Source organism: Sulfitobacter sp. 15WGC, assembly GCF_005068605.1.
Lineage (GTDB): Bacteria > Pseudomonadota > Alphaproteobacteria > Rhodobacterales > Rhodobacteraceae > Sulfitobacter > Sulfitobacter faviae.
Genome location: NZ_SZNL01000003.1, coordinates 40,016 through 66,457, shown reverse-complemented (window position 1 = coordinate 66,457; position 26,442 = coordinate 40,016). Strand labels below are relative to the sequence as shown.

Annotated in this window: 25 protein-coding genes and 1 tRNA gene; 15 read left to right on the top strand and 11 right to left on the bottom strand. The window is 63.3% G+C overall.

The window, feature by feature from the left end:
* Positions 1–94: 94 nt before the first annotated feature.
* Positions 95–916 carry an alpha/beta hydrolase gene (locus FCK22_RS03235; RefSeq protein ID WP_067268600.1) on the top strand — a complete coding sequence of 274 codons (822 nt, stop codon included), beginning with the start codon at positions 95–97 and terminating at the stop codon, positions 914–916.
* 41 nt (positions 917–957) lie between these two features.
* Here the strand turns inward: FCK22_RS03235 and FCK22_RS03230 are convergent, their stop codons facing one another.
* The gene (locus FCK22_RS03230; protein ID WP_067268645.1) at positions 958–2,211 is read right to left on the bottom strand and encodes a GAF domain-containing sensor histidine kinase; all 1,254 of its coding nucleotides are present in this window, start codon (positions 2,209–2,211) and stop codon (positions 958–960) included.
* Positions 2,212–2,557: 346 nt separating this feature from the next.
* Between FCK22_RS03230 and FCK22_RS03225 the strand changes: the two genes are divergently transcribed.
* Genes FCK22_RS03225 through FCK22_RS03210 form a run of 4 tightly spaced genes read left to right on the top strand, consistent with a single transcriptional unit; the run spans position 2,558 to position 8,189 of the window.
* Positions 2,558–4,405 (top strand): extracellular solute-binding protein, encoded by a 1,848-nt coding sequence (locus FCK22_RS03225; RefSeq protein ID WP_231886462.1) that lies wholly within the window; start codon positions 2,558–2,560, stop codon positions 4,403–4,405.
* 9 nt (positions 4,406–4,414) lie between these two features.
* A complete protein-coding gene (locus tag FCK22_RS03220) occupies positions 4,415–5,506 on the top strand; it encodes a microcin C ABC transporter permease YejB (RefSeq protein WP_067268603.1) in 1,092 nt (363 codons plus the stop codon).
* Complete coding sequence (locus tag FCK22_RS03215; protein WP_067268605.1) at positions 5,506–6,612, top strand: ABC transporter permease; 1,107 nt, start codon at positions 5,506–5,508, stop codon at positions 6,610–6,612. The genes FCK22_RS03220 and FCK22_RS03215 overlap by 1 nt, the downstream gene beginning before the upstream one ends.
* The gene (locus FCK22_RS03210; RefSeq protein WP_067268607.1) at positions 6,609–8,189 is read left to right on the top strand and encodes an ABC transporter ATP-binding protein; all 1,581 of its coding nucleotides are present in this window, start codon (positions 6,609–6,611) and stop codon (positions 8,187–8,189) included. Before FCK22_RS03215 ends, FCK22_RS03210 begins: the two co-directional genes overlap by 4 nt.
* A 127-nt stretch (positions 8,190–8,316) precedes the next feature.
* Here the strand turns inward: FCK22_RS03210 and FCK22_RS03205 are convergent, their stop codons facing one another.
* Together FCK22_RS03205 and FCK22_RS03200 are read right to left on the bottom strand one after the other, a co-directional pair.
* Positions 8,317–9,780, bottom strand: a complete 1,464-nt coding sequence (locus tag FCK22_RS03205; RefSeq protein WP_067268610.1) for a D-alanyl-D-alanine carboxypeptidase family protein — start codon at positions 9,778–9,780, stop codon at positions 8,317–8,319.
* Between the two features lie 263 nt (positions 9,781–10,043).
* Positions 10,044–10,751 (bottom strand): HAD family hydrolase, encoded by a 708-nt coding sequence (locus FCK22_RS03200; RefSeq protein ID WP_067268611.1) that lies wholly within the window; start codon positions 10,749–10,751, stop codon positions 10,044–10,046.
* A gap of 156 nt (positions 10,752–10,907) precedes the next feature.
* Here FCK22_RS03200 and clpS point away from each other — a divergent pair, with 156 nt between their 5' ends.
* The 7 genes from clpS to FCK22_RS03165 all read left to right on the top strand — a co-directional run bounded on the left by clpS (position 10,908) and on the right by FCK22_RS03165 (position 15,758).
* Complete coding sequence (gene clpS, locus FCK22_RS03195; protein WP_067268646.1) at positions 10,908–11,231, top strand: ATP-dependent Clp protease adapter ClpS; 324 nt, start codon at positions 10,908–10,910, stop codon at positions 11,229–11,231.
* A 3-nt stretch (positions 11,232–11,234) separates the two neighbouring features.
* Entirely contained in the window at positions 11,235–12,227 is a 993-nt protein-coding gene (locus FCK22_RS03190; RefSeq protein ID WP_067268613.1) for a class I SAM-dependent methyltransferase, read from the top strand.
* Positions 12,228–12,246: 19 nt separating this feature from the next.
* Complete coding sequence (locus tag FCK22_RS03185) at positions 12,247–13,047, top strand: SDR family oxidoreductase (protein WP_067268615.1); 801 nt, start codon at positions 12,247–12,249, stop codon at positions 13,045–13,047.
* Between the two features lie 89 nt (positions 13,048–13,136).
* Positions 13,137–13,213 (top strand) — tRNA-Met (locus FCK22_RS03180).
* A gap of 137 nt (positions 13,214–13,350) precedes the next feature.
* Positions 13,351–13,782 carry a thioesterase family protein gene (locus tag FCK22_RS03175; protein WP_067268618.1) on the top strand — a complete coding sequence of 144 codons (432 nt, stop codon included), beginning with the start codon at positions 13,351–13,353 and terminating at the stop codon, positions 13,780–13,782.
* A gap of 75 nt (positions 13,783–13,857) precedes the next feature.
* Positions 13,858–14,826, top strand: coding sequence for a Gfo/Idh/MocA family oxidoreductase (locus FCK22_RS03170; RefSeq protein WP_136720214.1), 969 nt, complete (start codon positions 13,858–13,860; stop codon positions 14,824–14,826).
* On the top strand, positions 14,823–15,758 hold the full coding sequence (locus FCK22_RS03165; RefSeq protein WP_067268621.1) for an acetamidase/formamidase family protein: 936 nt from the start codon (positions 14,823–14,825) through the stop codon (positions 15,756–15,758). The genes FCK22_RS03170 and FCK22_RS03165 overlap by 4 nt, the downstream gene beginning before the upstream one ends.
* A 68-nt stretch (positions 15,759–15,826) precedes the next feature.
* On the opposite strand, the gene FCK22_RS03160 is transcribed toward FCK22_RS03165, so the two are convergent.
* The 7 genes from FCK22_RS03160 to hmgA all read right to left on the bottom strand — a co-directional run bounded on the left by FCK22_RS03160 (position 15,827) and on the right by hmgA (position 23,407).
* The gene (locus FCK22_RS03160) at positions 15,827–17,506 is read right to left on the bottom strand and encodes an ABC transporter substrate-binding protein (protein WP_067268623.1); all 1,680 of its coding nucleotides are present in this window, start codon (positions 17,504–17,506) and stop codon (positions 15,827–15,829) included.
* Positions 17,507–17,741: 235 nt separating this feature from the next.
* Positions 17,742–17,930, bottom strand: coding sequence for a DUF2783 domain-containing protein (locus tag FCK22_RS03155; RefSeq protein ID WP_067268625.1), 189 nt, complete (start codon positions 17,928–17,930; stop codon positions 17,742–17,744).
* Complete coding sequence (locus tag FCK22_RS03150) at positions 17,927–19,534, bottom strand: FAD-dependent oxidoreductase (protein WP_067268627.1); 1,608 nt, start codon at positions 19,532–19,534, stop codon at positions 17,927–17,929. The genes FCK22_RS03155 and FCK22_RS03150 overlap by 4 nt, the downstream gene beginning before the upstream one ends.
* Before the next feature lie 10 nt (positions 19,535–19,544).
* Positions 19,545–19,799, bottom strand: a complete 255-nt coding sequence (locus FCK22_RS03145) for a hypothetical protein (protein WP_067268629.1) — start codon at positions 19,797–19,799, stop codon at positions 19,545–19,547.
* Complete coding sequence (locus FCK22_RS03140) at positions 19,799–20,749, bottom strand: MBL fold metallo-hydrolase (protein WP_067268630.1); 951 nt, start codon at positions 20,747–20,749, stop codon at positions 19,799–19,801. Before FCK22_RS03140 ends, FCK22_RS03145 begins: the two co-directional genes overlap by 1 nt.
* 46 nt (positions 20,750–20,795) lie before the next feature.
* The gene (fahA, locus tag FCK22_RS03135; RefSeq protein ID WP_067268632.1) at positions 20,796–22,049 is read right to left on the bottom strand and encodes a fumarylacetoacetase; all 1,254 of its coding nucleotides are present in this window, start codon (positions 22,047–22,049) and stop codon (positions 20,796–20,798) included.
* Between the two features lie 23 nt (positions 22,050–22,072).
* Positions 22,073–23,407 (bottom strand): homogentisate 1,2-dioxygenase, encoded by a 1,335-nt coding sequence (gene hmgA / locus FCK22_RS03130; protein WP_231886463.1) that lies wholly within the window; start codon positions 23,405–23,407, stop codon positions 22,073–22,075.
* Between the two features lie 93 nt (positions 23,408–23,500).
* Here hmgA and FCK22_RS03125 point away from each other — a divergent pair, with 93 nt between their 5' ends.
* Both FCK22_RS03125 and FCK22_RS03120 read left to right on the top strand, forming a co-directional pair.
* A complete protein-coding gene (locus FCK22_RS03125; RefSeq protein ID WP_067268636.1) occupies positions 23,501–23,950 on the top strand; it encodes a MarR family transcriptional regulator in 450 nt (149 codons plus the stop codon).
* A gap of 26 nt (positions 23,951–23,976) precedes the next feature.
* Positions 23,977–24,861 carry a DMT family transporter gene (locus FCK22_RS03120; RefSeq protein ID WP_067268638.1) on the top strand — a complete coding sequence of 295 codons (885 nt, stop codon included), beginning with the start codon at positions 23,977–23,979 and terminating at the stop codon, positions 24,859–24,861.
* A 2-nt stretch (positions 24,862–24,863) separates the two neighbouring features.
* Here FCK22_RS03120 and FCK22_RS03115 read toward each other — a convergent pair whose 3' ends face one another.
* Complete coding sequence (locus tag FCK22_RS03115) at positions 24,864–25,673, bottom strand: division plane positioning ATPase MipZ (RefSeq protein WP_067268640.1); 810 nt, start codon at positions 25,671–25,673, stop codon at positions 24,864–24,866.
* Positions 25,674–25,908: 235 nt separating this feature from the next.
* Here FCK22_RS03115 and FCK22_RS18840 point away from each other — a divergent pair.
* Positions 25,909–26,442 (top strand): hypothetical protein (locus FCK22_RS18840; protein ID WP_169306053.1); only part of this gene is annotated, 534 nt, incomplete at its 3' end.

The following is a 26,442-nucleotide window of genomic DNA, read 5'->3' as shown; positions in this document are numbered from 1 at the left end:
CCCTCGGGGGCGGCTTTTGCGTTTGGGCGGGGTGGAACGTCTTATCCGTGCAGGTGTTGGGCCATGAAACGTCCACACCGAAAGGAGACGCGCCATGCAAAGCCACAAAACCACGGTCGATGGAATCGAAATGCGGTGGGAAGAGACGGGGGCGGGGGATCCCGTGATCCTGCTTCACGGCATTCCCACCTGTCCCGCGCTTTGGCGGGATGTCGCGCCCAAGATTACGGGCCGTCGGGTGCTCGCTTGGGAGATGCCGGGCTATGGGGCCTCAATCCCGCAGGGCGAGGGCCGCGATATCTCGGTCGCCAAACAGGCGGATTATCTGGTCGCTTGGATGCGCGATCAGGGCATTACCCGCGCGATCCTCGCGGCGCATGACCTCGGCGGCGGGGTCGCGCAGATTGCGGCGGTGCGTCACCCTGAGATGGTCAGCGGGCTGCTTTTGACCAATGCAATCAGCTATGATTCGTGGCCCGTTCCGCTGGTCAGCGCGGTGGCCAAGACCGGCGGCGTGGCGAAACATGCGCCCGATGGCTCATTCCACCAGTTGCTGAAGATGATGTTCTCGAAAGGGCATGAGACCGACGCTGCCGCCGAGGCGGCCTTTGACGCCCACGCGCCGCATTACGCGCAGCACGGAGAGGCCGAAGCCTTTGTCCGGCAGGCGCAGTCGCTGGACGTGGAAGACACGAAAGCCATCGCGGACAAGCTGCCCACGCTTAACATCCCCGCGCGGATCGTCTGGGGCGCTGCGGATGACTTCCAGAAGATCGAATATGGCGAGCGATTGGCGAAAGACCTGAATGCGCCTCTGCGCCGGATCGAAGGGGGCAAACACTTCACGCCGGAGGATCACCCCGGCGTGCTGGCGGATGAGATCAACGCGCTGATCCGTACGGTCGACGGGCAGTGATTGGACGCGGGGCGCAACATAGCGCGCGCCCCGTTTCGACTTTACTGAGCGGCGATCACCGGGGCGGTGGCATTCGCGGCGGCGATCCCGCCGATGTCGCAGCGCCAAGCGGGCAGGCGGATGACGGCGCGGCTTTGGCCCGCTTCCACATGCACCTCGAAATCCCCACCGTGCATTTCGATCAGCTTACGGGTCAGCGGCAGCCCAAGGCCGAGCCCGCCCTTCGTGCTGCGGTGCTCCATCATGCCGCCGACGACAAAGGGTTTGTAAAGCTCGGCCAGATCGACGTGACCGTCGAATGAGCCGTTGTCGATGATCGAAATCTCGATATTGCCCTCGGCGTCCTTGAACGTCTCCAAGGCGATCTCGCTGCCGCCATGCAGGACGGAGTTCAACACAAGTGCCGTGACCGCCAATTCGATCTGGTCGCCGTCGATGTGCATTTCTTCGAGCGGGAGACTGTCGCGCAGCGTGATGGTTTTGGCCGTCGCATCCGTGGTGGCGAAATGCAGGGCGGAGACCGATTGCAGAAGGTCGCTCAGGTTGCATTTCCGCTCGTTCAGGCGCAGCTCGCCGGTGCTGACATTGCTGTAGGAAATGATCGTCTCGATCAGGGCGCTCAGATGGTCGACAGACCGACGGGCCGAGCGGATCAGCAGCGGATTGACCCCCTGTTCGGCTTTGGCCTCCAACATGCGCAGACTGCCGAAAAGAACCGTCAGCGGGGTGCGGAGTTCGTGGCCCACCAGCGTCAGGAAAGTGGCTTCGGCGCTGTTGTCGGCCTCCTGCCCGGACGCGTCCGGCTGGGAGCGTTCAAGGGCCGCGACTACCATGCGGCCCATATCTTCCAATAGGGCGATCTGCTTCTCAGAGGGCGCTTCATGCGGTTGCAGGTCCAGCGCGCACAGGCTGCCGAAGCGGTGGCCCGACGACAGGATCAGCGGCACACCGCAGTAATAGCGCGCCTCGGGGCCGCCCTCGGCGACCATGGGGTGTCGTGCGAACCGGGGGTCTTTGCTGAGGTCTGGTACCACCAGCGGCGCGTCGGACATGATTGTATGGCTGCAAAACCCGGTATCTTTCGGCATCGGCCCCAGCGGGTAGCCGACCACGGATTTGTACCACTGGGTATCTGCCTCCACGACACTGATATGTGCGATCGGACAGTCAAGCAGGCGGCGCGTGGCCTCGCAAATGGTGTCGAACAGTGCTTCGTTCTCGGCGGTGAGGCCGGGCACATCGAAAACGGCGCGCAGACGGGCTTCTTCGTTAAAGGGAATCGGGTAGGTTCTCATGCTCAGCTCCAGTTTACGCATCGTTAACCTGAGTGAAGAATCTGTTAACTTTAGGGCGAGAAACGGGCTGGGCCGCGAAGATACAGGGGCAGCGGGCTACACTTTGTCGCGAGCGGGGCGGGGGAAACCGCCAATCCACGGGGCCTGTTTTGCGGTGGACCGCCCGTGCGGGGCAACCTTACATATTCGCAACTTGTATCTTGGCGTCGCACAGCGTTAGCCTAGATGACGCCTATCCGGACTACGCCACGCCAAGGAGTGACCTATGCCCCGTGCCCAGACCCGCGCCGCGACCCGTCCTTCGGTCATTGATGACCTGCCGCTCTGGCTCGCGACGCTGACGCTGATGGTGGCGGCCCTGCTGGCCGGTGCCGCCGCGGCGCAGGAGCAGAAGATCATCAAAAGCCACGGTTATTCCTTTTACGGCGATCTGACCTATCCGGAAGATTTCAAGCATTTCGACTATGTGAACCCCGATGCGCCCAAGGGCGGGGAGATCTCGATCCCCTTCGTCGGCACGCTGGATTCGATGAACCCCTATTCCGGCAAGGGCCGCGCGCATCTGTTCTCGATCTTCGGCTTTGAGAGCCTGCTGGGCGAGGCCCCTTCGGGCGAGCCGCTGCCGGCGGATGTCTATGGCGAGAGCTACTGCCTGCTCTGCGAGAGCCTCGAATACCCCGAGGACAAATCCTGGGTCACCTTCCACATGCGTCCCGAGGCGCGCTTCTCGGACGGCACGCCGGTAACGGCGCATGATATCGTGTTTTCGCACAACCTGCTGCTGGACGAGGGGCTGAAGTCCTACGCCGACGCGGTGCGCAAGCGCATCCCGAAGGTTGAGGCGCTGGATGATCACACGGTGAAGTTCTACTTCGCCGACGGCATCTCGCGCCGCAGCCTGATCGAGACGGTGGGCGGCGTGCCCGCATGGCCGAAACATTGGTTCGAAGAGACCGGCAATACCCTCAAAGACAGCTGGATGGACCCACCCCCCGGATCGGGCGCCTATATGGTCGAAAGCGTCGATCTGACCAAGCGCATCGTGCTGAAACGTAACCCGGACTACTGGGGTAAGGACCTGCCGATCAACCGTGGCCGCATGAACTTCGACCGTATCCGGTTGGAAATCTTCAGCGACGACACCTCGGCTTTCGAGGCCTTCAAGGCCGGCGAATACACCTTCCGCGCCGAGGGGGATTCCAAGAAATGGGCCACGGGCTATGACTTCTCCAAGGTGAGCGACGGTGCCATCGTGAAGGCCGAACTGCCCGACGGCTCGCCGCCCACGCCCTCGGGCATCATCTTCAACCTTGGTCGCGAGACGCTGCAGGACCGCCGCGTGCGCGAGGCCGTGGCGCTGATGTTCAACTTTGAATGGACCAACGAGTCGCTGCAATACGGGCTGTTCAACCACCGCGCCTCCTTCACGCAGGACACGCCGCTGATGGCGCAGGGCACGCCCGAGGGGGCCGAGCTGGCGCTTCTGGAGAGCCTCGGCGATCTGGTGCCGGACGCGTTGCTGACCGAGCCCGCCGTGGTGCCGCATAGCTCCGACCCCGCGCGCCTGTTGGACCGCCGCAACGCGCGCCGCGCCTCCAAGCTGCTGGAAGAGGCGGGCTGGACCGTGCAGAACGGCATGCGCGTCAACGAGGCGGGCGAGCCCTTGCGGCTGAACTTCCTGATGAATTCCGCCGGGTCGCCGACGATCTCGGCAGTGATCGAGAACTTCGTCGGCAACCTCACGTCCATCGGCATCGACGCGCGGCTCGAGAAGGTGGACAGTTCGCAATACACCGCCCGCGAGCGCGACCGCGACTACGACATGATCTATGACGCCTATGCGGCCTTCCTCGGCACCGGCACCGGTCTGGCACAGCGCTATGGCTCGGAGGCGGCGGAGTTTTCACTCTTCAACCCGGCAGGCCTCGCTAGCCCCTTGGTGGACGCGATCATCGAGGCATCGCTCGATGCCGAAACGGCTGAAGAGGAAGACGCCGCCCTCATGGCCCTCGACCGGGCGCTGCGGCACGAGTTCTTCATGATCCCGACGTGGTACAACGACAGCTACTGGGTGGCCTATTACGACCAATACGACCACCCCGAGATCCCGCCCTATGCTTTGGGATACCTCGATTTCTGGTGGTACGACGAAGAGGCCGCCCAGCAGTTGCGCGCCTCGGGCGCCTTACGGTAAGGCGACCAAATGGGTGCCTATATCCTCAGACGGCTTTTGCTGGTGATCCCGACGTTGTTCGGCATCATGCTGGTCAACTTCGCACTGGTGCAATTCGTGCCCGGTGGCCCGGTGGAGCAGGCCATCGCCCGGATTCAGGGCGGCGGTGACGTCTTCGGCGGTTTCGCCGGGGGCAACAACGATGCCGGGGTCGATACCATGGCCCGCGGGTCCGACAGCACCTATGTCGGCGCACGCGGCTTGCCGCCCGAGTTGATCGAGGAATTGGAGAAGGAATTCGGCTTCGACAAACCCCCGGTGGAGCGGTTCTTTCACATGCTGTGGAACTACATGCGGCTGGATTTTGGCGAGAGCTATTTCCGCGCCATCAGCGTGATCGACTTGATCAAGGAAAAGCTGCCGGTCTCGATCACGCTAGGTCTCTGGTCGACGCTGATCGCACACTTGGTCTCGATCCCCTTGGGCATCCGCAAGGCGGTGCGCGACGGCAGCCGGTTCGACACATGGACCTCGGGCGCGATCATCGCGGCCTATGCGATCCCCGGGTTCCTGTTCGCCATCTTGTTGTTGGTGCTCTTTGCCGGTGGCTCCTACTGGCAGATCTTCCCCCTGCGCGGCCTGACCTCGGATAATTTCGACAGCCTCAGCCCTCTGGGCAAGGTGGCCGATTACTTCTGGCACATCACCCTGCCGGTGCTGGCCTCCACGATCTCGGCCTTTGCCACGCTGACGCTGCTGACCAAGAACAGCTTTCTGGACGAAATTAAAAAGCAATATGTCATCACCGCCCGCGCCAAGGGCCTGTCCGAGAGCAAGGTCCTCTACGGCCATGTCTTCCGCAACGCGATGCTGATCGTGATCGCGAGCTTCCCGGCGGTCTTCATCTCGGTTTTCTTCGGCGGGTCGATCATCATCGAGACGATCTTCAGCCTCGACGGGTTGGGGCGCTTGGGCTTTGAGGCGGCGGTGGCGCGGGACTATCCGATTGTCTTCGGCACGCTCTTCATCTTCGGCCTCATCGGCCTTGTCGTCGGCATCCTGTCGGACCTGATGTATGTGCTCGTCGACCCGCGCATCGACTTCGAGAAGAGGGAAGGCTGATGGCGCTCTCTCCGCTGAACCAGCGCCGCTGGCGCAATTTCACCGCGAACCGGCGCGCCTATTGGTCGCTGTGGATCTTCGCCATCCTGTTCGGGATTTCGCTGCTGGCCGAGTTCGTGGCGAACGACAAACCGATCCTCGTCAGCTACCGCGGCGAATATTACACGCCGATCTTCAACTTCTACCCCGAGACCGCCTTCGGCGGCGATTTCCAGACCGAGGCCGCCTACCGCGATCCGGAGGTGCAATGCCTCATCGCCACCGGCGGGCTGGACCTCTGTTTCGACGATCCGGAGGGCTACATCCTCGACGCCGAGGATGGCGAGATCGAGGGCGAGGCGATCGAGAAGGGCTGGGCACTCTGGCCTGTCATCCCCTATTCCTACGACACCGCGGTGGACCGACCCGGCGCCGCACCCCTGCCGCCCAATGGGCAGAACTGGCTCGGGACCGACGGCACCAAGCGCGACGTCATGGCCCGCGTGATCCACGGCTTCCGCCTGTCGGTGGTCTTCACCCTGATCGTGACCGGGGCGGCCTCGCTCATCGGCATCCTCGCGGGCGCGGTGCAAGGCTTCTTCGGCGGCTGGCTCGACCTCATTTTCCAGCGCATCATCGAGATCTGGTCTTCGACCCCGTCGCTCTACGTGATCATCATCATGTTCGCCATTCTGGGCCGAAGTTTCTGGCTTCTGGTCGTGCTGCTGGTGCTGTTCTCATGGACTGCATTGGTGGGCGTGGTGCGGGCTGAGTTCCTGCGCGCGCGCAACCTCGAATACGTCCGCGCGGCCCGGGCGCTCGGCGTGGGCAACGGGACCATCATGCTGCGCCACATGCTGCCCAATGCCATGGTGGCGACGCTGACCATGCTGCCCTTCATCATCACTGGCACGATCTCCACGCTGGCGACGCTCGACTTCCTCGGCTTCGGCCTGCCGTCCTCGGCCCCGTCGCTGGGCGAGTTGACGCTGCAGGCCAAGCAGAACCTGCAGGCGCCGTGGCTTGCTTTCGCGGCCTTCTTCACCTTTGCCATCATGCTGTCGCTTCTGGTCTTCATCTTCGAGGGCATCCGCGACGCATTCGACCCCAGAAAGACCTTCTCGTGACTGCATTGTTGGACGTCAAAGACCTGCAAGTCTCCTTCCGGCAGGACGGGCAGCTGATCCCGGCGGTGCGCGGGGTGAGCTTTGCCGTCAACCGCGGCGAGACGGTGGCGCTGGTGGGCGAAAGCGGCTCGGGCAAGTCGGTCTCGGCGCTGTCGACCGTGTCGCTTCTGGGCGAAAGCGCTGAGGTGAGCGGGTCGGTGACCTACAACGGCCAGCAAATGATCGGGGCCGACGACAAGCTGTTGCGCGACGTGCGTGGCAACGACATCTCCTTCATCTTCCAAGAGCCGATGACCTCGCTCAACCCGCTGCACACGATCGAGAAGCAATTGGCGGAATCGCTCGCGCTGCATCAGGGGCTGCAAGGAGAAGCGGCGCGGGCGCGGGTGCTGGAACTGCTCCAGCAGGTCGGCATCAACGACGCGGAAAGCCGCATGGGCGCCTATCCGCACCAGTTGTCAGGCGGGCAGCGGCAGCGCGTGATGATCGCCATGGCGCTGGCCAACAAGCCCGACATCCTGATTGCGGACGAGCCGACGACGGCGCTCGACGTGACCATTCAGGCCCAGATCCTCGACCTGTTGAAGGATCTGAAAGACGAGATGGGCATGGGGCTTTTGTTCATCACCCATGACCTCGGCATCGTGCGGCGCGTCGCCGACCGGGTCTTCGTCATGCAAAAGGGGCTGGTGGTCGAGGAAGGCCCGACGGCGAAGATTTTCGACAACCCGCAGCACCCCTACACCCGCAAACTGCTCGGCGCCGAGCCCACCGGTGCGCCCGCGCCCGTGGCCGAGGATGCGCCCGAAGTGCTGCGCACCGACAACCTCAAGGTCTGGTTCCCGATCCAGAAGGGCCTGCTGCGCCGGACCGTGGGCCATGTGAAGGCCGTCAACGACACCAGCTTGTCGATCCGTGCGGGCGAGACCTTGGGCATCGTGGGCGAAAGCGGCTCGGGCAAGACCACGGCGGCGCTGGCGATCATGCGGCTCATCGGCTCGGAAGGCGAGGTGACCTTCCGCGGCGAGGACCTGCGCAAATGGTCGACCAAGAAGCTGCGCCGGCTGCGCGCCGACATGCAGATCGTTTTCCAAGACCCCTTCGGCTCGCTCAGCCCGCGGATGACCTGTTTCCAAATCATCAGTGAGGGGCTCGCGATCCACAACATCGACAAGGGGCGCGACAAGCGCGAGTTGGTCGCCGAGGTCATGACCGAAGTCGGCCTCGACCCCGCGACGATGGACCGCTACCCGCATGAGTTTTCCGGCGGTCAACGCCAGCGCATCGCCATCGCCCGCGCCATGGTGCTGCGCCCGAAACTGCTGGTTCTGGACGAGCCGACCTCGGCATTGGACATGACCGTGCAGGTGCAGATTGTTGATCTTTTGCGGGATTTGCAGGCGAAATACGGGCTGGCCTATCTCTTCATCAGCCACGACCTGAAAGTGGTGCGGGCGATGTCGCACAAGGTGATGGTGATGAAACGCGGTGACGTGGTGGAATATGGGGATGTCGACGCGCTTTATGACAATCCGCAGACGGAATACACACGGAACCTGTTGCAGGCGGCAGGGTAAGCGGGCGTTGCATTTGCGGAGAGGGTAGGGGGGGCGCTGCCCCCATCGCGCCGGGGGCGCGATTCCCCCGCGGTATTTTTTAAAGGATGAAGTTGATTTGGTGGCGCTTTGGCCGCCCGGTGGTGGTTTAGCCTTCGCTGGGGCCGATCATGAAGCAGCTGACATTGCGCGCGGCCAGACGGCGGCAGGCGAGGTCGGCGCTTTCGCGGGACATGCCGAGGAAGTTCGCGTCAAAGCCTTGTGGGCGGCGCACGACTTTGCGCAGCGTGCCGTCAAGGGTCGACATTTCGGCCAGTGCGGTTTTCAGCAGGACCTTCTCGGCGGCGTAGCGGCTGGGGAAACGGCCCACGTTCACGCCCCAGTGGCGCCCGCCGGAGGTGGAGACGCGGGTCACGATCTCTTGCTCTACCGCCTGTTGTACCGCCAGCGTCACGTCCTTGGGGCGCGGTTCGGGGCGGGGGGAGGCTTTGGCGGTGGCGATGACGAGCTCGGCCTCCTTGGCCTCTGGGGTGGGCGCGGCGGCGGGCGGGGTTGGTGCCGTCTCAACCGCTTCGCGCAGCGCTGCGGTGATATCGCTGTTGGAGACCACGCTCGTTGCTTCGGGCGCGGCGGCGGTGGCCACGACCACGACATCGCTGCGGGGGCGCAGTTGCGGGCGTTTGGAGGTGGTGACGGCGCCGACGAGGCGGATCGTTTTGCCTGCGGCGCCGGGGGCGGTTTCCACATCGGCATAGACGGGCGGGACCGGTTTGCTCAGCGGCGCGGAGGAGGGCGCGCGGCGGAAGCCGAGGTCCATAAGCTCGGCCACTTTGGCGTTGCGCGAGGCGGTGGATTTGCCGCCGAAGACGGTCACGATGATGCGCTCATTGCCCCGTTCGGCCGAGGCGGTGAGGTTGAAGCCAGCGGCGCGGGTGTAGCCGGTCTTGATGCCGTCCGCCCCTTTGTAGGACCCCAGAAACCGGCGATTCGTATGGGAGACCTTGCGCACGCCCGCATCGGCGGTGATGCGCGAGAAGAGGTTGTAGTATTGCGGGTAATCATAGAGCAGGTGTCGGCCCATGCGGGTCATGTCGCGGGCGGTGGAGAGGTGGCCGCTTTCGGTCAGCCCGTGCATGTTTTTGAACGTGGTGCGCGTCATGCCAAGCTGTTTGGCGGTGCGGTTCATCCGGCGGGCGAAGGCGGCCTCAGAACCGCCGATGGCCTCGCCGATCGCGGTGGCGGCGTCATTGGCGGATTTTACGGCGGCGGCGCGGATCAGATAGCGTAGGGCGATCTTTTGGCCCGGGCGCATGCCCAATTTGCTGGGCGGCTCGGAGGCCGCGTTTTTCGAGATCGTCACTTGGGTATCGAGAGAGATTTCCCCCCGTTCCACCGCTTGGAAGGCGATATAGAGGGTCATCATCTTGGTCAGGGAAGCCGGGTGCAGGCGGGTGTCGGCATTCTCGGCGTGGATTTCTTTGCCGGTGCGGGCGTCGATGACATAGGCGGCGTAGGGGGCAGCGATCGCGCTGAGGGGCAGGAGAACCAGAACCCAGAGTGCTGCGAATAGAAATAGCCCGTAACGGGCCGGCTGAATGCGCCGAGCCTTCATATTTGCCTGCCTTTTACTGCCTCAGGTCGCCGATTTCTGGCTGACCATTTATTAATTGGTTCGAGGCTAGCATAGGACGCCGCATCGCGGAAGCCGTCGAATCCAGTGAACAGGGGAAAAAGGGGCGGATCTCTCCTCCAATATGTAGAGGCTTGCACACATCTACCCACTATAAGCGCGAATAAGGCAAGAATTGGGCGGAAATTGGCCCGCAGTGCGGCATTTTTGGCGATGTGTCAGAACGACTCAGGCGCGGGGGCGAGTCACCCCGACACGATCTTTTCGATCGTTTCTGGGAGGCCTGAGAGGTCGCTGATCTCGGCAAAACGGGGGGAATTGGTTGGTGCTTCGGCATGTTCCATCGCCCATATGAGGTCATGCGGCACATAGACGCCCCAGCCGCCTGCCGCGATCATCGGGCGCACGTCGGAGGCCATCGAGTTGCCAACCATCAGCCCCCGTTCGGCACCTTGGCCATGCTGCTCAAAAATGTGGCGATAAGCGGCTTCGGTCTTGTGAGAGACGATTTCGACCGCGTCGAACCTGTCGCGCAGGCCCGATTGCGCCAGTTTGCGCTCTTGGTCCAGCAGGTCGCCTTTGGTCACCACGATGAGCCGGTAGGCGCCGCGCAGGTTTTCCAGCACGTCTTCGACATGGGGCAGCAGTTCGATGGGGTGGTCCAGCATGTCACGCCCGGCGGCGAGCAGATCGTTGATCACCTCGGCGGGGACTTTGCCCTCGGTCACCTCGATCGCGGTCTCGATCATCGACAGGGTGAAGCCTTTGATCCCATAGCCGTAATGCGGCAGATTGCGCCGTTCGGCCTCCAGCAGCCGGGCCATCAGGTGGTCGCGTTCACTATGTTCGGCGAGAAGGGCTGCAAAACGGTCGTGAGAGAGTGCAAAGTAGCGTTCATTATGCCACAATGTGTCATCCGCATCGAAACCGATGGTGGTGAGTGCCCCGCCCATATGTGCTGCCTCTTTCCTAAATTGGTTCAGGGGTTATATAGACGGCTGCACGACGAACAAGCTCTACCCCCAGCCGCAGGAGCAGCAATGCACCGTGACGACGTGAAAGCAGATTGGACGATCCAGCCCGCAGGCCGGTCCGCGCCGGGCGCGTGGATGATGGCCGACGGCCCCAAGGATGACGACGACAGCGAGTTGCTGACCAAGACCCGCCCCAAGACCAAACGCCCGCCGCTCTACAAGGTGATGTTGCTGAACGACGATTTCACCCCGATGGAATTCGTGGTGCATGTCTTGGAACGTTTCTTCGGCCTGAACCACGCGCAGGCGTTCGAGATCATGTTGACGGTTCACAAGAAGGGGCTCGCCGTGGTTGGCGTCTTTAGCCACGAGATCGCGGAGACGAAAGTGGCGCAGGTGATGGATTTTGCCCGGCGTCACCAGCATCCGCTGCAATGCACCATGGAAAAAGAAGAATAACACGTGATTGATCCGCGCCTGGAACTGGCCCTGAACGGCGGTGGGCTAGACCTGCCCGAAACTGGGGTGATCGCTGTTTTTCAGCCCCCTGTGGATGCGGATCTGGCCGGTCTTCCGCCCGAGCGTTGCAAGATCATTCACGATTTCAAACCTGCCTATGACGCGTGGACGGCGCGGGGCTATGAGGCGGCGCATTCGATCGAGGGGCGCTATGCTGCCGCCATCGTCTGCCTGCCGCGTGCCAAACATGAGGCCCGCGCTTTGGTGGCCCAAGCCTGCGCCGTGAGCGACGGGCCGGTGGTGGTTGACGGGCAAAAGACCGATGGCGCAGATTCCATCCTGCGCGAGATGCGGGCGCGGGTGACGGTGCAGGGGCCGATCTCCAAGGCGCATGGCAAGCTTTACTGGATCGACGCGGGCGCGAGCGATTTTTTCACCGATTGGGAGGCTGGTCCGGCCCAGACGGAAGGCGGCTTTTGGACCGCGCCGGGGGTGTTCTCTGCCGATGGGGTCGATCTGGCCTCGGCGCTTTTGGTGGATGTGCTGCCCGATAACCTCGGGGCCGAAGTGGCCGATCTGGGGGCGGGCTGGGGGTTCCTTTCAGCGCATGTTCTGACGCGGCCCAAGGTGAAGACGGTGCATTTGGTCGAGGCCGGGCATATGGCGCTGGAATGCGCGCGCCATAACGTGACCGATGACCGCGCCGTGTTCCATTGGGAGGATGCCACCGAATGGCAGCCGCCGCACCGGATGGATACCGTGGTGATGAACCCGCCTTTCCACACAGGCCGCGCTGCTGAGCCGCAGATCGGTCAGGCCTTTGTCGCCGCGGCCGCGCGGATCCTCTCGGGGCAGGGCGATCTGTGGATGGTGGCCAACCGGCATCTGCCCTATGAGGCGGAACTGAAGAAACGCTTTGCTCAGGTGGCCGAGCTTGGAGGCGATGCGCGGTTCAAACTGTTCCACGCTACACGCCCGCTGACCCGGCGCCGCTGAGCCTTAAGGGGGTATCCCGATGTCATTCTCGATCTCAGGTAAAACAGCCATCATCACCGGCGCGGCGGACGGGATCGGCCTTGCCATCGCGCGGCATCTGGCCGACCGGGGCGCAAATGTGATGTGCGCCGACTCCAACGAGAAAAAGCTGATGGAAGAGTTGGGCGACACGCCGGACGACGGCAATATCCGCGTCTTTGCCGGTGATCTGCGCCAGCGGCTGACCATCGCCAACCTCGTCTCGGCCACGATCGACGCTTACGATCAGGTCGATATCCTCGTGAATGCCTCGCGGCAGGTGATGCCGACCGATCCGTTGGATGTGGAGGATGGCTCGGTCGAGACGTTGTTGCAGCAAAACCTGATGACGGCGCTGCAACTGTCACAGCAGGTGGCGCGGCGGATGATCAAACAGGCCGAGGGCCAGACCGAGGGGCAGGTGGGGTCGATCATCAACCTCAGCTCTATCGCGGCACAGCGCCACCAGCCGGATATGATGGGCTATGCCATCGCCTCGGCGGCGGTGCAGCAGATGACCCGCTCTCTGGCGCTGGTGCTGGCGCCGCATCGGATACGGGTGAATGCGATCTCTTTCGGTTCGGTGATGAGCGCGTCCCTCCGCGCTGCCGTGGCCGAAAACCGCGACTGGCGGGACGACATCCGCGCGCATACGCCGCTTGGCCGGATCGCCGGGCCGAATGAGCTTTGCGAGGCGGTGCAATTCCTCGCCGCTGAAAGTTCGGGCTTCATGACGGGCGAGATCATGACCATCGACGGCGGGCGCACGCTGCTTGATGTGGTCTCGGCCCCCGCGCATTGAGGGCGGGCGGCAGTTTTCTGCGGCAAAAGTGAAATCATCCAGATTTCGCCCTTGACCCCAATGCCAAGCTGCCTTATCCGACGCGCCACGGCGTTATAGCTCAGTTGGTTAGAGCGAACGACTCATAATCGTTAGGTCCCTGGTTCAAATCCAGGTAACGCCACCATCCTCCCCCCTTTGTTTCAGATGAACATCCGGCGTCAGCTCTGCTGCGTGCGCGCCGCGCTTGGGTTGCGCATGGGGCTGGAAGGGATAGAAGATAGCCCATGCCCCGCGCGGGTTTGAGCAGATGAAAGCAGCCTTATGACCACGGAAAACTTCGTTCACGAGATCAACGTCACTTGGGGCGATTGTGACCCGGCGCAGATCGCCTATACCGCGCGGCTGCCCTATTTCGCGCTGGATGCGATCAACGCGTGGTGGGAGGCGCATTTTGACGGTGACGGCTGGTTTCAGCTTCAGATCGACCGCAATATCGGCACGCCTTTCGTCAACCTGTCGATGGATTTTCGCAGCCCGGTCACCCCGCGGCACAAGCTGATGTGCGAAACCTATCCAACACGGCTTGGTAATAAATCCATCACCTTCGGCATGAAGGCGCGGCAGAATGGGGTGCTGTGTTTCGAAGGGTCTTTCACCTGCGTCTTCACCATCGCGGATGTGTTCAAAAGCCAATCCGCGCCCGAAGAATTGGCTCGTGTGATCAAACCTTTGGTCCGCGCCGACCTCGCCTGAGGCAATTGCGCCGCGAGCAGTTGAAGTTCCCCCGATTGCAGCGTCTTATCGCGCAGCACATTGAGGGAGACGAAGATGACGATCAGGACTGCGGTAATCGGATTGGGGATCATGGGCCGGCGCATGGCCGAGAACATGGTGCTGCACCCTGACTTCACGGTCACCACTATGTGGGATCCCGACCCCGCGGCCTGCGCCGCCGCGCAGGAGGTCGCGCCGGAAGCGGTTGTCTCCGCCACCGCGTCCGAGGCGATGGCCGATGTCGATCTCGTTTACCTCGCCTGCCCCCCGGTGCCGCGCAAAGCCTATGCGCTTGAGGCCGCGGCAGCGGGCAAGGCGATCTTTCTCGAAAAACCGCTTGGTGTGGACATTGCAGAGAGCCGTGCCTTGGTGGCCGAGTTGCAGGCCGCAGGCGTTCCGGCGGCGGTCAACTTTACCCAAGCGGCGGGGGCGGCGCTGACCGATCTGACGCGGTCGATCCAAGAGGGCGCGCTTGGCGATCTTTGCGGCATCGACATCATCGTGACCTATCCGGCATGGCCCCGCGCGTGGCAGGTGGATGCCGATTGGCTGCGCTTTGCCGCTGAGGGGGGTATGACGCGCGAGGTGATCTCGCATTTCCTGTTCCTGAGCGAGCGGGTGTTGGGGCCGCTGACCCTGCAATGGGCCCATGCGGAATACCCCGACGACAAGCTCTGCGAGACCCATGTGGCGGCGCGGCTGGTCAATTCGGAGGGCTTGCCGGTTTCGATCCTCGGCTCTGTCGGCGGCGCGCAGCCGGACCGGCAGGAGGTGACGGTGAAAGGCGCGAAGGCCAGCCGCCGCATCTCGGAATTCTCTATCGACACCGTCTCGACCGGTGGGAATTTCGCGCCGACCAGCGACGCCCCCGCCGACACCCGCGCCGCCAGCCTCAAGGCGCAGCTTGACGACATGGCGCTGTTGATGGCGGGCAAGCCCAGCCGTCTGGCCACGCCAGAGGAAGCGCTGCGGGTGCAAGAACTGATCGAAGGCATCTTGGCCAACCGGGGGGTGCAGTCATGACCGCCACGCTGCAATCTTCGCCCGAGACCTGCCATTGGGGCTATTTCGAGGCCAGCCGCCCGCCTGCGCTGACGATCCAAAGCGGCGAAGAGGTGATCATCAACACGGTCTCTGGCGCGCCCAATTGCCTGCCGCCCGAGGGCTTCCACGTCCCCCCCGAACTCTACGACATCCACAAGGCAGGTCCGCCGCCGATGCCTGGCCATATCCTGACCGGGCCGGTCGCCGTCGAAGGCGCGATGCCCGGCGATGTGCTGAAGGTCGAAATCCTTGATGTCGCGCTGCGGCAGGACTGGGGGTATAACTTCATCCGCCCCTTGGCAGGCACGCTGCCGCAGGATTTCCCCGAGACCTATCACAGCAATATCCCGCTGGATGCAGAGCGGGGCGTCGCCCGGCTGCCTTGGGGGCTGGAACTGCCCTTGGCCCCGTTCTTTGGCGTGATGGCCGTGGCGCCGCCGCCCGAATGGGGCCGGATCGCGACGATCGAGCCGCGCAAGCATGGGGGCAATCTGGATAACAAGGAACTGGTGGCGGGCAGCACGCTTTACCTGCCGGTCTTCAACGAAGGGGCGCTGTTTTCCTGCGGGGATGGGCATGGCGCGCAGGGCGATGGGGAGGTCTGCGTCACGGCGATTGAGACCGCGCTACAGGGGCGCTTCCGTCTGACCGTGTTAAAGGACCGCACAGTCAGCTATCCGCAGGCCGAAACGCCGACCCATGTGATCACCATGGGCATGGCCCCCGACCTCGACCGCTGCGCGGAGATGGCCCTGCGCGAGATGATCGCATTGGTCTCAGCACGCGCGGGGATCAGCCGCGAGGATGCCTATGTGCTCTGTTCGCTGGCCGGTGATCTGCGGATCACCCAGACGGTGAACCGTGAAAAGGGCGTGCATATGATGATGGCGAAAGAGTTGATCGGCGGTTAACCGCACCGCCTCGCCAAGAAAAAGGGCCGCATCGCTGCGGCCCTTTCGCGTGTCTACTTAGCGGCAGATCATTCTTCCGCCCAAGCCATCCGGGCCGGGTGGTATTCGAACCCGATGTGATGCGCGGCACCCACCAGCCCCTCGCGGGTGTGGTTGTAAAGCGAACGCCAGTAGGGCTGGATCGTGACGCCATCGTCTTGCAGCATCTTCTCACCCTTCGCCATGATCTCGCGCCGTGCTTCGACATCCGCCGTGGCCAGCGCCTCTGACAGCAGGGCGTCGAACTCAGGGTTGGCATAGCCGAACTCGTTCCATGCCTCGCCCGAGCGATAGGCCAGCGCCCAGATTTGCACGCCCAGAGGCCGCGCGTTCCAGTTGGTGGAGGAGAAGGGATATTTCACCCAGTCGTTCCAGAAGGTGGAGCCGGGCAGGATGGTGCGTTTGACCTTGATGCCCGCGTCACGCAGTTGGGCTGCCACGGCATCGGTGGTGTCTTTGCGCCATGCATCGTCGATCGAGAAGAGCTCATGCTCGTAATCCGCCATCCCCGCCTCTTCCATCAGCGCGCGGGCGGCTTCGGGGTCGGTCTTGGGCGGCTCGATCTCGGCGTATTCGGGATGCATCGGGCCGACGTGGTGGTTCTCGGCGACGAGGCCGCGCCCGGCGTAGCCCAGTTCCAGCAGCACGGCATTGTCGACCGCGAGTTGCAGCGCGTTGCGCACGCGCTTGTCCTCGTAAGGTTTCATGCCGTCGACTTCGGCTAATTGGTTGGGGCGGATCACGATGGTCGCCGCCGTGGCGATCTCGTTCTCGACCCAGCCGTCCAGCGTGCTCATCACGTCGATATATTCGCCTTCCATGGAGTAGAATGCGTCAACCTCTTCGGCCTCGGCCGCGGCGATCCATGCGGAAGGATCGGTGCCGTAGTCGATATATTCCAAACGATCAATGTAGGGCCCGCCGAAGACCTCGGTGCCCCACCATGTGTGATCGGGGTTCTTGACCAGCACGCTTTTCACGCCAACTTCGAGCGACTCGGGCAGGTAGGGGCCGGTGCCTTTGGGGTTTTCCAGCATCGTGTCGGGGTCGAACCCTTCGGGCGTGATGGCGGCGGGGTAGTCGGCCATGCCGGGGATCAGCGTGATGTCGGATTTGGGGAGCGTGAGCTTGACGGTGTGGTCATCCACCACCTCGATCGCGCCTTCGATGGCCTTGCCGGTTTCCTCATCCACCAGTGTGGCGAAACGGCCCGCCATGGAGTTGCCTTCGAGCGACTTGTCGCACCAGCCTTCGATGTTGCGTGCCACGTCCTGCGCGGTGAAGGCGGTGCCGTCGTTCCATGTCACGCCCTTGCGGACGTTCAGCGTGTATTCGGTGGCGTCGTCGTTGATCTCCCAGCTTTCCAGCAGGCCGGGGGTGAAGGTGCCGTCATTCTCCCAGATGGCGAGGTATTCCAGCCAGCCGCGGCTGAAGTTGGCGATCTGAGACCAGTCATAGGTGCGCGGATCTTTCAGGGCACGCACCTCCATCTGCATCCGCACGGTGCCGCCTTCCTTGAGGTTGGCATGGGCCGCCGCACGCGCGGGCGCGGCCATGCCAAGCATCCCGTAGGCTGTGGCGGACGTGGCCCCGAAGGCGCTCGCAATCGCCAGAAACTCGCGTCTGCTGACGGGGTCTTTCTTGGCGTTCTCGGCTGATTTCAGCACGGATTGCGGCAGCGGTTTTCCGGTGCGTGTCAAAAATTCCATGATTTTCCTCTCTGTTGGTGCGTTGGCCGGGCCATCGCGAATCCCCACTTTTCACGGTGGGGCAGGTGATGCAGTTAACCTGCTTTTGTCGCCTCTTGAGGTGGGCGCGGGGTGTTTAGTCTGCCGATCAGGCGCGTTGCGTCAAGCCTGTCGCGGGAAGTTGAGCAGCAAGCTAGCGCAGGAAAGCGGCCCGGCAAGCGCGGGCGTGGGGGAAAAGTGTTGTGAAGCTGGCGGGTTAGACCAGATCGCGCGCGGCTTTGAAAAGCGCCGCAAGCCGGGAGGGATCGCCGAGTTCATTGGCCAGCATCAGAACCAATCGGGCGTTGAGGGCGTGGCTTTCCGCCTCGGTCAGCCCTTCGTGGGCGGCCATGAGGGCGGCATAGACGCTGTCGCCCTCGGCGCCGAGGTTGTCTTCGAGGATCATGCGGTGGCTCCTTTCGCACGGTCATAGGCGCGGGCAATCGCGGCGCTGTCGGGCCGGTCGAAGACGGCGCAGACATGGCCATCGGGGCGCAGCAGATAGAGGAACCCGCTGCCATAGCGCCGCTGCGCGTGGCCGTCCTTTCCCTGAAAACAGGGGTAAGCATCATGGGATTGATCGATGCCGATCCGGGCAAGGCCGGGGAGGTCGGGGGCGGTGATCTCGCCCACGGCGAGGAGGGCGAACTGGCCCTGAACCGCGCCCAACAGCCAGCAATCCCCCGCAGGCCCGACCAATGGCGCGTCGATCAATGCGCTGCCGGGGCGCAGGGGCGCGTCGCCTGCGGTTTGCAGCGGGCTATGGGCCTGCGTGCAGGGCTGCGACAACCGGCCTGAGTTGATCAGTTTGCGCGCGAAAGGTTGCTTTGCTGCGAGGTTTAGCACCTCGTTGCGAAACAGGGTCTCGATGGGGGATTTCGGCGTCATGAAATTGGTCGCGCGGGCGGAGTTGCGCATGTTCTCATCCGCGCCATGGCCGCGTTCGATGTCATAGCTTTCGATCAGGCTTGGCGGCGCTTCGCCCTGCACAACAGCCGCCAGCTTCCAGCCGAGGTTGTCGACATCCTGCACCCCGCCATTGCCGCCCCGCGCCCCGAAGGGGCTGACCACATGGGCGCTGTCGCCGACAAAGACGACGCGGTCATGCACGAACCCCTCCAGCCGCGCGCAGCGGAACTTATAGACGCTCATCCAATCCAGCCGGAACGGCGCATCGCCCAGCATTTGTTTCAGGCGGGGGACGACCTTCTCTTCGGTCGCTTCGGCTTTTGGGTCGGTCTCTGGCCCCAGTTGCAGGTCGATGCGGTAGATGTTGTCGGGCTGTTTGTGCAGCAGGGCGGATTGGCCGTTGTGAAAGGGTGGGGCGAACCAGAACCACCGCTCGGGCGTGTCATGGTCGCCGAAGGGGGAGGTCTCCATCTCTACATCGGCGATGAGGAAATGTTCGTCAAAGGTCTGCCCCTCGAAGGGCAGGTTCATCCGTTTGCGCGTGGCCGAGCCTGCGCCATCGCAGGCGATGTACCAGTCGGTCTCAAGCCGGTAGGGGCCATCCGGCGTCTCGACCGTCAACTCGACATGATCGGCGTGGCCCTTGTGATCAGTCACCTTGTTGAGAAAACGCAGGTCGATCAGATCGGGGAACTCCTGCGCGCGTTCAATGAGATACTCTTCAACGTAATATTGCTGAAGGTTCACGAAGGCCGGATATTTATGCCCCGGCTCGGGCAGCAGGTCGAAGTTGTAGACCTCCTGTTCCCCGTGAAACTGGCGGCCCACTTTCCACGTCACGCCCTTTTCCAACATCCGCTCGCCGATGCCGAGCCTGTCGAAAATCTCCAGCGTCCGTTTCGCCCAGCAGATCGCGCGGGAGCCGAGGGAGACGACGTTGTTGTCATCCAGCACGACCGATCTGACCCCGCGCAGGGCCAAGTCCACGGCCATCGACAGGCCGATAGGGCCAGCGCCTACGATCACCACCGGGTGCCGCGGCTCGGGCGCGGTCAGGCCGGGTGGGGGGCTGTAGGGGAAGGGGGTGTAGGCATAGGCCATGGCGGTATCCTCAGAGAAGGGCGCGCAAGATCAGCAGGGCCAGCAAGGCCAGTGTCACCAGCGCCACCCGGCGGCGCGCACCGCGATATTCGGGCGCGCGCAGCATCTTTGACCAAACCTGCGCCGCATCGCGCAGCCCGGCGTAGGGCTGCCCGCTGCGGCGCGCCGCATGGCGGCGGTGCTCCATCACCAGCGCGAAGACCAGATAGAACCAGAGTGCCAGCGCCAGCACGATCAGGGCAGGAAGAAGCGCGGTCAGGGACATCAGTCCGACAGCGCCTCCCACATCTCTTTGTCGCGCGCCGCCGTCCAGATGCGCGGCGTGTCGATGTCGAGCGCTTCGTCATAGGCACGGGCGACGTTGAAGGGCAGGCAGTGCTCATAGATTGCATAATCGCCGAACTTGGGGTCGCATTCGGCGCGCACGGCGTCCCAAGCCTCTTTCAGCGTGCCGCCACGCAGGGCCACGCGGGCCGCCGGGCGGTAGGTGGAGCGGACGAAATCGGCGGTGCTGTCGATCGCGGCATTAACCATCTCGCGCCCCACCAGCGCGTCGCCCCGGCCCGGCGCGATGGCGTCGAGGTCGAAGGCGCGGATGCGTTCCAGCGTGTCGGGCCAGTCGTGGAAATGCCCGTCGCCGCAGTAGCAGGCGGAGTGATATTCCACGATGTCACCGGTGAACATGACGTTCTGATCGGGCACATAGATCACCGCGTCACCGGCCGTATGGGCGCGACCCAGCTGCATGATATCGACCCGGCGTTTGCCGAGGTAGACGCTCATCCGTCCGTCGAAGGTAGTGGTGGGCCACGTCAGGCCGGGGATGCTCTCGTGACCTTCGAAGAGGCGGGGGAAACGCTCGAATTCGCTGTCCCAATCCTCTTGCCCGCGTTCGGCGACCATGGCGCGGGCCTTCTCGGACATGATGATCTGCGAGGTACCAAAGGCGGAGGCTCCGAGCACGCGCACGGCGTGGTAATGGGTCAGCACCAGATGGCTGATCGGCTTGTCGGTGACCGAGCGGACGCATTCGATGACCTTATTCGCCAGTCGCGGTGTCGCCTGCGCTTCGATGATCATCACGCTGTCGTCGCCGATGATCACGCCGGAGTTCGGATCGCCCTCGGCGGTGAAAGCGTAGAGACCCTCACCCACCTCGGTAAAAGAGATCTCTTTTTCGGTCATATCGCCTTGGGATGCGAATTGCTTGGCCATGTGTTGTCCTTCTGTCTTGCTTCGCCAGCGCGGATGCGCGGTCTGTTCAGGAAAAGTCGATTGCCGGGCGGACCTTGCCGGTGCAGGCGCCGAAACCCACGCGAAAGCCATCGCCCTGCGCGTGGCCGGTGAGGGTCAGCGTGTCGCCGTCTTCGACAAAGCTGCGGGTGCTGCCGTCTGCGAGGGTGATCGGCTCCTTGCCGCCCCATGACAGTTCCAGCAGCGACCCGCGTTGCGATTTTTCGGGGCCGGAGATCGTGCCGGAACCCAGCAGATCGCCCGCGTTCATCGCACAGCCCGAAGAGGCATGATGCGTCAACTGCTGCGCGGCGGAGTAATACATCTCGCGATAATTGGTGCGGGCGATTTCCTCGGCCTCGCCGCCCTCAGGCTGGAGCATCACCGACAGGTCGATGTCAAAAAGGCCGGGTTTGCTCTCGCGCAGATAGGGCAGCAGGTCTTTCTCCCGCGCGGGCGTCGAGGTTCGGAAGGGCTCCAACGCGTCGCGGGTCACGATCCAAGGTGAGATCGAGGTGGCGAATGCCTTGGCCTGAAACGGGCCGAGCGGTTGGTATTCCCACGCCTGAATGTCCCGCGCCGACCAGTCGTTCAGCAGGACATAGCCAAAGATCATTTCATCCGCCGCGTCGATGCGGATCGGCTGGCCCATTTCGGTTGAGGTGCCGACGATCGCGCCCATCTCCAACTCGATATCGAGCTTCTGGCAGGGGCCGAAATGCGGCGCTTCGGCCTCGGGGGCTTTTAGCTGGCCGTTGGGCCGCGTGATCTCGGTCCCCGAGACGACGACGGTGGAGGCGCGGCCATTATAGCCGATGGGGATGTGCAGCCAATTCGGCGGCAGGGCGTTCTCGGCCCCGCGAAACATGGTGCCGACATTCGTGGCGTGATGCTTGCCCGCGTAGAAATCCGTATATTCGGAAACCATCATCGGCATGTGCAACTGTGCTGCGCCCATCGGCACCAGATGGGGCGCCACAGCCGCCTGATCCGGTGCATCGGCGCTGAGGAGTTCGATCAGCCGGGAGCGCAAGGAAGCCCAAGCCGTGGGGCCAAGGTCCATCACATCGTTCCAATAGGGCACATCGAACAGCGGCTCTTCGGCGAGGGTGATCAGCCCCTCTTCCTCAAGCGCGGCCATGTCCACGATCTGATCGCCTATGGCCACGCCGCAGCGCGCCTCAAGCTGATTGGTCGAAAAGACGCCGTAGGGGAGGTTGTTCAGCGGGAAATCGGTGGTGGCCGAATTGGCGCTTTCCACCCAAGAGGTCATCAGGGTCATTTTGGTCCTTTCGCGGACAGCGGTCACTTCTTGCCCGGGGTGCCGTCGAATTTCTTCTCAAGGCTCTCCCAGCAGTCGATGTAATCGTCCTGCAACGGCGCCTCGCGGGCGGCGAATTCGGTCAGATGCTGCGGAAAGCGGGTCTCGAACATGAAGGACATTGTGTTGTCGAGCTTATGGGGTGCCAACTCGGCATTCGACGCGCCCTCGAATGCGTTCCGGTCCGGCCCATGCGGCAGCATCATGTTGTGCAGGCTCATGCCGCCGGGAACGAAGCCCTTGGGCTTGGCGTCATACTGGCCGTGGATATTGCCCATCAGCTCGGACATGATGTTCTTGTGATACCACGGCGGGCGGAATGTATCCTCGGCCACCATCCAGCGGTCGCGGAACAGCACGAAGTCGATATTGGCCGTCCCCTCCACGCCCGAGGGCGCGGTCAGCACGGTAAAGATCGACGGGTCCGGGTGATCGAACAGCACCGCGCCCACGGGGCAATAGGTGTTCAGGTCGTATTTCACCGGCGCATAATTGCCATGCCATGCAACAACGTCGAGCGGCGAATGCCCGATATGGGTCTCGTGGAACTGGCCGCACCACTTGATGGTGACGGTGGAGGGCACCTCGCGGTCCTCAAAAGCCGCCACGGGGGTCTTGAAGTCACGCGGGTTCGCCATGCAGTTGGCGCCGATCGGGCCGCGGGCTGGCAGGTGGAACTTCTGGCCGTAGTTCTCGCAGACAAAGCCGCGCGCGGGGCCGTCCAGCACCTCCACCCGGTAGACCAGCCCGCGCGGGATGATGGCGATCTCCTGCGGGGCGATGTCCATGACACCCAGCTCGGTGCAAAAGCGCAAGCAGCCCTCCTGCGGGACGATCAAAAGCTCGCTGTCGGCAGAGTAGAAATAGCTGTCCACCATGCTCTCGGTCACCAGATAGATATGGCTCGCCATGCCGACTTGGGTGTTCACATCCCCCGCCGTGGTCATCGTGCGCATGCCGGTCAGCCAAGTCAGCGGCGTGTCGGAATGCGGCACCGGATCCCAACGGTATTGGCCAAGGCTAGTCACATCCTGCGGCTGATGCGGCGCGGACTTCCAATAGGGCAGGTCGATCCGCGTGTAGCGCGACGAATGTTTGACCGAGGGCCGGATGCGGTAGCACCACGTACGCTCGTTCTGATGAGAGGGCGCGGTAAAAGCCGTGCCGGAAAGCTGTTCGCCATAGAGGCCGTAGTTGCATTTCTGCGGGGAGTTCATGCCCTGCGGCAGGGCGCCGGGCAGGGCTTCGGTTTCGAAATCATTGCCGAAACCCGGCATATAGCCCGGATGCGTGCCCGATGTGGTGGCCGCGGTTGTCATCGTCGATGGCTTGGACTGGCTGGTCATCTGTGCCCCCTTGCAGAATCTGTTACAAGCGTAATAGTTGAATTTGTAACTAACAAGCGGCGCAGCATGGCGGACGGTGACTTTCAGCTTCAGTATTTCCTGCCCTACCTGCTGAACCAAGCGGCGGAGGCGTCATCGCTTGAGTTTCAGCAGATCTACAAAAGCCGCTATGGCATGCTGCGCACCGAATGGCGGGTCTTGTTCCACCTCGGGCTCTATGGGCAACTCACGGCGAGCGAAATCGGCCAGCGCGCGCGGATGCATAAGACCAAGATCAGCCGCGCCGTGCACCGCCTGACCGAGCGGCGCTTCGTCACCCGCAGCCGCGACCCAGAGGATCGGCGGGTGGAGCATCTGTCGCTGACCCGGCAGGGCCAAGCGGCCTATGACGATCTGCGCGCCGTGGCGCAGCGCTACAATGCCGCGCTGATGGATGCGCTCGACCCTGCCGAGGCGGCGGTGCTGCGGCGGGCGCTGCTCAAGCTGTCGGATGTGGGGCAGGGGGGCTTTACTTAGCCCGTGGAAACCGCCACCGATGGCGCATGACCGATCAGACCAAAGGCCTCTTGCTCACCTTTCTTGGGGTGATGTGCATCGTTCCCGAAGCGCTTTTCGTGCGCGTCATCGACGCGCCGATGCTGACGCTCGCCTTTTGGAAGGTGACCCTCGTGGGCATGGCGATTGGCGCGGGCCTGCTGCTGGCCCAAGGCACCGCCCCCTTTCGCGCCCTCAGCCGCGCCGGATGGGCGAGCGCGATATACATCGGCGGCGTGGCCTGCGCCGGGGTCGGCTTCGTGCTGGCCGTGCGCCTGACCTCGGTCGCGAATGTGGTCTTCATCCTCGCCTCGCTGCCGGTCTTTGCTGCGATCTATAGCCGGGTCTTTCTGGGCGAGCCGATCAGCCGGCGCATGTTCTTTACCATCGCGGCGGTGCTCGCTGGCTTGGCCGTGATCGCCTTCGGCTCGGGCGAGACCGAGAATGCCTCGCGCACAGGCGATCTGCTGGCCCTGTCGATCTCGGCCATCTTCGCCGGAGCGCTGACAGCGGCGCGCCACGCGCGCGCGGTGTCGATGGTGCCGGCGGTGGCATTGGCCTATCTGCTGGCCGGGGCGGTGCTGCTGCCCGTGGCGCAGCCGCTGCACATGCCCACCGCAGAACTGCCGCAGATTCTGCTCTACGCGGCGTTCATGGCCGCCAGCGCCGGGCTCATCGCGCTTGGCCCGCGCTATATCTCAAGCGCCGAAGTGGGCCTGCTCGTTTTGTTGGAATCCGTGCTGGCGCCGCTGCTGGTCTGGGCGGTGCTGGGCGAAGACCCCGGGATCTATGCGTTGATCGGCGGGGGGATCGTCGTGGGCGCGCTGTTCCTGTCGAACCTCATCGCCCTGTCGCGCCGCCGCCGGGTCGTTCCCCCGCTGCCGCGCCACTAGGATCAAAAGTCGGGGCTGACGCCCGGCAACTCCAACGCCTTGATCAAATCACGCAGCTCCTGCCGCGCGGCGATGTTCGAGATATTGAGCTGTTTCACCCCGATATCCTTGAGGTCCAGCAAGGTCAGACCGCGCGGGAAAAGCTCCCGAAAGATCACCCGCTCATTGAACCCCGGCGCGGTGCGAAAGCCGATCCGCTTGCTGAGGTTGTTGATCGCGCGCTCCATCTTCTCCTTATTGACCATGCGCTGCGCCCCCAAACGGTTGCGCACCACGATCCAATCGATCGCCGACAGCCCGGCCTGCGCCCTGAGCTGCCGCGCGTTCCAAACCATCTCGGAATAGACGGAGGGGCCGGTGATCTTTTCGCCATTGGCATCGATATGGGCCAAAAGATCAAAGTCGATGAAACTGTCGTTCAGCGGCGTGATCAATGTGTCCGCCAGCGAATGGGCCACCTGACTGAGCCGCGTGTGCGATCCGGGGCAGTCGATCAGAATGAAATCATTGTCTGGCTCCAGCGCCGCCACCGCCGCGCTCAGACGATGGTCATACATGTTCTCGCCGGGGCGCAGGCTGCTGGCCTCCACATCCGGCAATTCGCACAGCGTCGGACTGGCCAGCGTCAGGCCGGACTCGCGCATGAAGGCACTGCGGTTCTCGATATAGCGCCCAAAGGTCCGTTGCCGCAGGTCGAGGTCCAGCCCGCTGACCTTATGGCCAAGCCGCGCCAAGGCCGTCGCCACATGCATGGAAACGGTCGATTTGCCCGCGCCGCCTTTTTCGTTACCGACGACGATAATATGCGCCATACTGCTGTCCCTTCGCGCCTGCCCTTCAAGACAGGATATTGTTGAGCCGCACTATATGTAGGGTTCACGCCTTTGGAAAGTGGCGAGGCCGCTTGTTCAGCCCGACCGTGGCAGCCCTGCCGCGTTTGGACATCGCGCACATTTGCGCTATTTTCACCGCCCAAGGCGCCGTGTAACACCGCGCCTTACCGCGCGCCCGCGCACCCCAACGAACCGCTCAAGCAAGGCCTTCCTCATGCCAGATCACCACCCCACCACATCGAAACCAACAACTGCCCGCGGCGTGCTGCCGTCTCTGGGCATGGTGATCGCGGAATTCGCGCTGGTTTGCCTGCTGGTGGCGCTGGTGCCTGTGACGGTCTACCTCGATACGGCCGTTCTGGGCGAGGGCGTCACCGAAGACTCGCTGACCGAACATATGCACAACACCCTGCTGGCCATCGCGGCTGGGGTTTTCATGATGGGCGCTTATCAACACGTGGGCATGCGGGGGTATCTCACGCTGGCGGCCACGCTCTTCGCTTGCATGTTCCTGCGCGAATATGACGCCGCGCTCGACCGTATCCAACATGGGTTCTGGATCTACCCCGCCCTCGTGACTCTGGCAGTGGGCAGCTTTATCGCATGGCGCAATCGCGGCACCACGCTGCTGCCCATGCTGCACCACCTGCAAACCCGCTCCGCCACCTTCGTCTATATCGGCGTGGTGCTGCTGCTCTTCTTCTCGCGGATTTTCGGCACCGGCGCCCTGTGGGAGGCCGTCATGGCG

Bases quoted from the DNA above. Each gene is read 5' to 3' on its own strand.
- FCK22_RS03235 (WP_067268600.1), top strand. From the start codon at position 95: ATGCAAAGCCACAAAACCACGGTCGATGGAATCGAAATGCGGTGGGAA.
- FCK22_RS03230 (WP_067268645.1), bottom strand. From the start codon at position 2,211: ATGAGAACCTACCCGATTCCCTTTAACGAAGAAGCCCGTCTGCGCGCC.
- FCK22_RS03225 (WP_231886462.1), top strand. From the start codon at position 2,558: ATGGTGGCGGCCCTGCTGGCCGGTGCCGCCGCGGCGCAGGAGCAGAAG.
- FCK22_RS03220 (WP_067268603.1), top strand. From the start codon at position 4,415: ATGGGTGCCTATATCCTCAGACGGCTTTTGCTGGTGATCCCGACGTTG.
- FCK22_RS03215 (WP_067268605.1), top strand. From the start codon at position 5,506: ATGGCGCTCTCTCCGCTGAACCAGCGCCGCTGGCGCAATTTCACCGCG.
- FCK22_RS03205 (WP_067268610.1), bottom strand. From the start codon at position 9,780: ATGAAGGCTCGGCGCATTCAGCCGGCCCGTTACGGGCTATTTCTATTC.
- FCK22_RS03200 (WP_067268611.1), bottom strand. From the start codon at position 10,751: ATGGGCGGGGCACTCACCACCATCGGTTTCGATGCGGATGACACATTG.
- clpS (WP_067268646.1), top strand. From the start codon at position 10,908: ATGATGGCCGACGGCCCCAAGGATGACGACGACAGCGAGTTGCTGACC.
- FCK22_RS03185 (WP_067268615.1), top strand. From the start codon at position 12,247: ATGTCATTCTCGATCTCAGGTAAAACAGCCATCATCACCGGCGCGGCG.
- FCK22_RS03175 (WP_067268618.1), top strand. From the start codon at position 13,351: ATGACCACGGAAAACTTCGTTCACGAGATCAACGTCACTTGGGGCGAT.
- FCK22_RS03170 (WP_136720214.1), top strand. From the start codon at position 13,858: ATGACGATCAGGACTGCGGTAATCGGATTGGGGATCATGGGCCGGCGC.
- FCK22_RS03165 (WP_067268621.1), top strand. From the start codon at position 14,823: ATGACCGCCACGCTGCAATCTTCGCCCGAGACCTGCCATTGGGGCTAT.
- FCK22_RS03160 (WP_067268623.1), bottom strand. From the start codon at position 17,506: ATGGAATTTTTGACACGCACCGGAAAACCGCTGCCGCAATCCGTGCTG.
- FCK22_RS03155 (WP_067268625.1), bottom strand. From the start codon at position 17,930: ATGATCCTCGAAGACAACCTCGGCGCCGAGGGCGACAGCGTCTATGCC.
- FCK22_RS03150 (WP_067268627.1), bottom strand. From the start codon at position 19,534: ATGGCCTATGCCTACACCCCCTTCCCCTACAGCCCCCCACCCGGCCTG.
- FCK22_RS03145 (WP_067268629.1), bottom strand. From the start codon at position 19,799: ATGTCCCTGACCGCGCTTCTTCCTGCCCTGATCGTGCTGGCGCTGGCA.
- FCK22_RS03140 (WP_067268630.1), bottom strand. From the start codon at position 20,749: ATGGCCAAGCAATTCGCATCCCAAGGCGATATGACCGAAAAAGAGATC.
- fahA (WP_067268632.1), bottom strand. From the start codon at position 22,049: ATGACCCTGATGACCTCTTGGGTGGAAAGCGCCAATTCGGCCACCACC.
- hmgA (WP_231886463.1), bottom strand. From the start codon at position 23,407: ATGACAACCGCGGCCACCACATCGGGCACGCATCCGGGCTATATGCCG.
- FCK22_RS03125 (WP_067268636.1), top strand. From the start codon at position 23,501: ATGGCGGACGGTGACTTTCAGCTTCAGTATTTCCTGCCCTACCTGCTG.
- FCK22_RS03120 (WP_067268638.1), top strand. From the start codon at position 23,977: ATGACCGATCAGACCAAAGGCCTCTTGCTCACCTTTCTTGGGGTGATG.
- FCK22_RS03115 (WP_067268640.1), bottom strand. From the start codon at position 25,673: ATGGCGCATATTATCGTCGTCGGTAACGAAAAAGGCGGCGCGGGCAAA.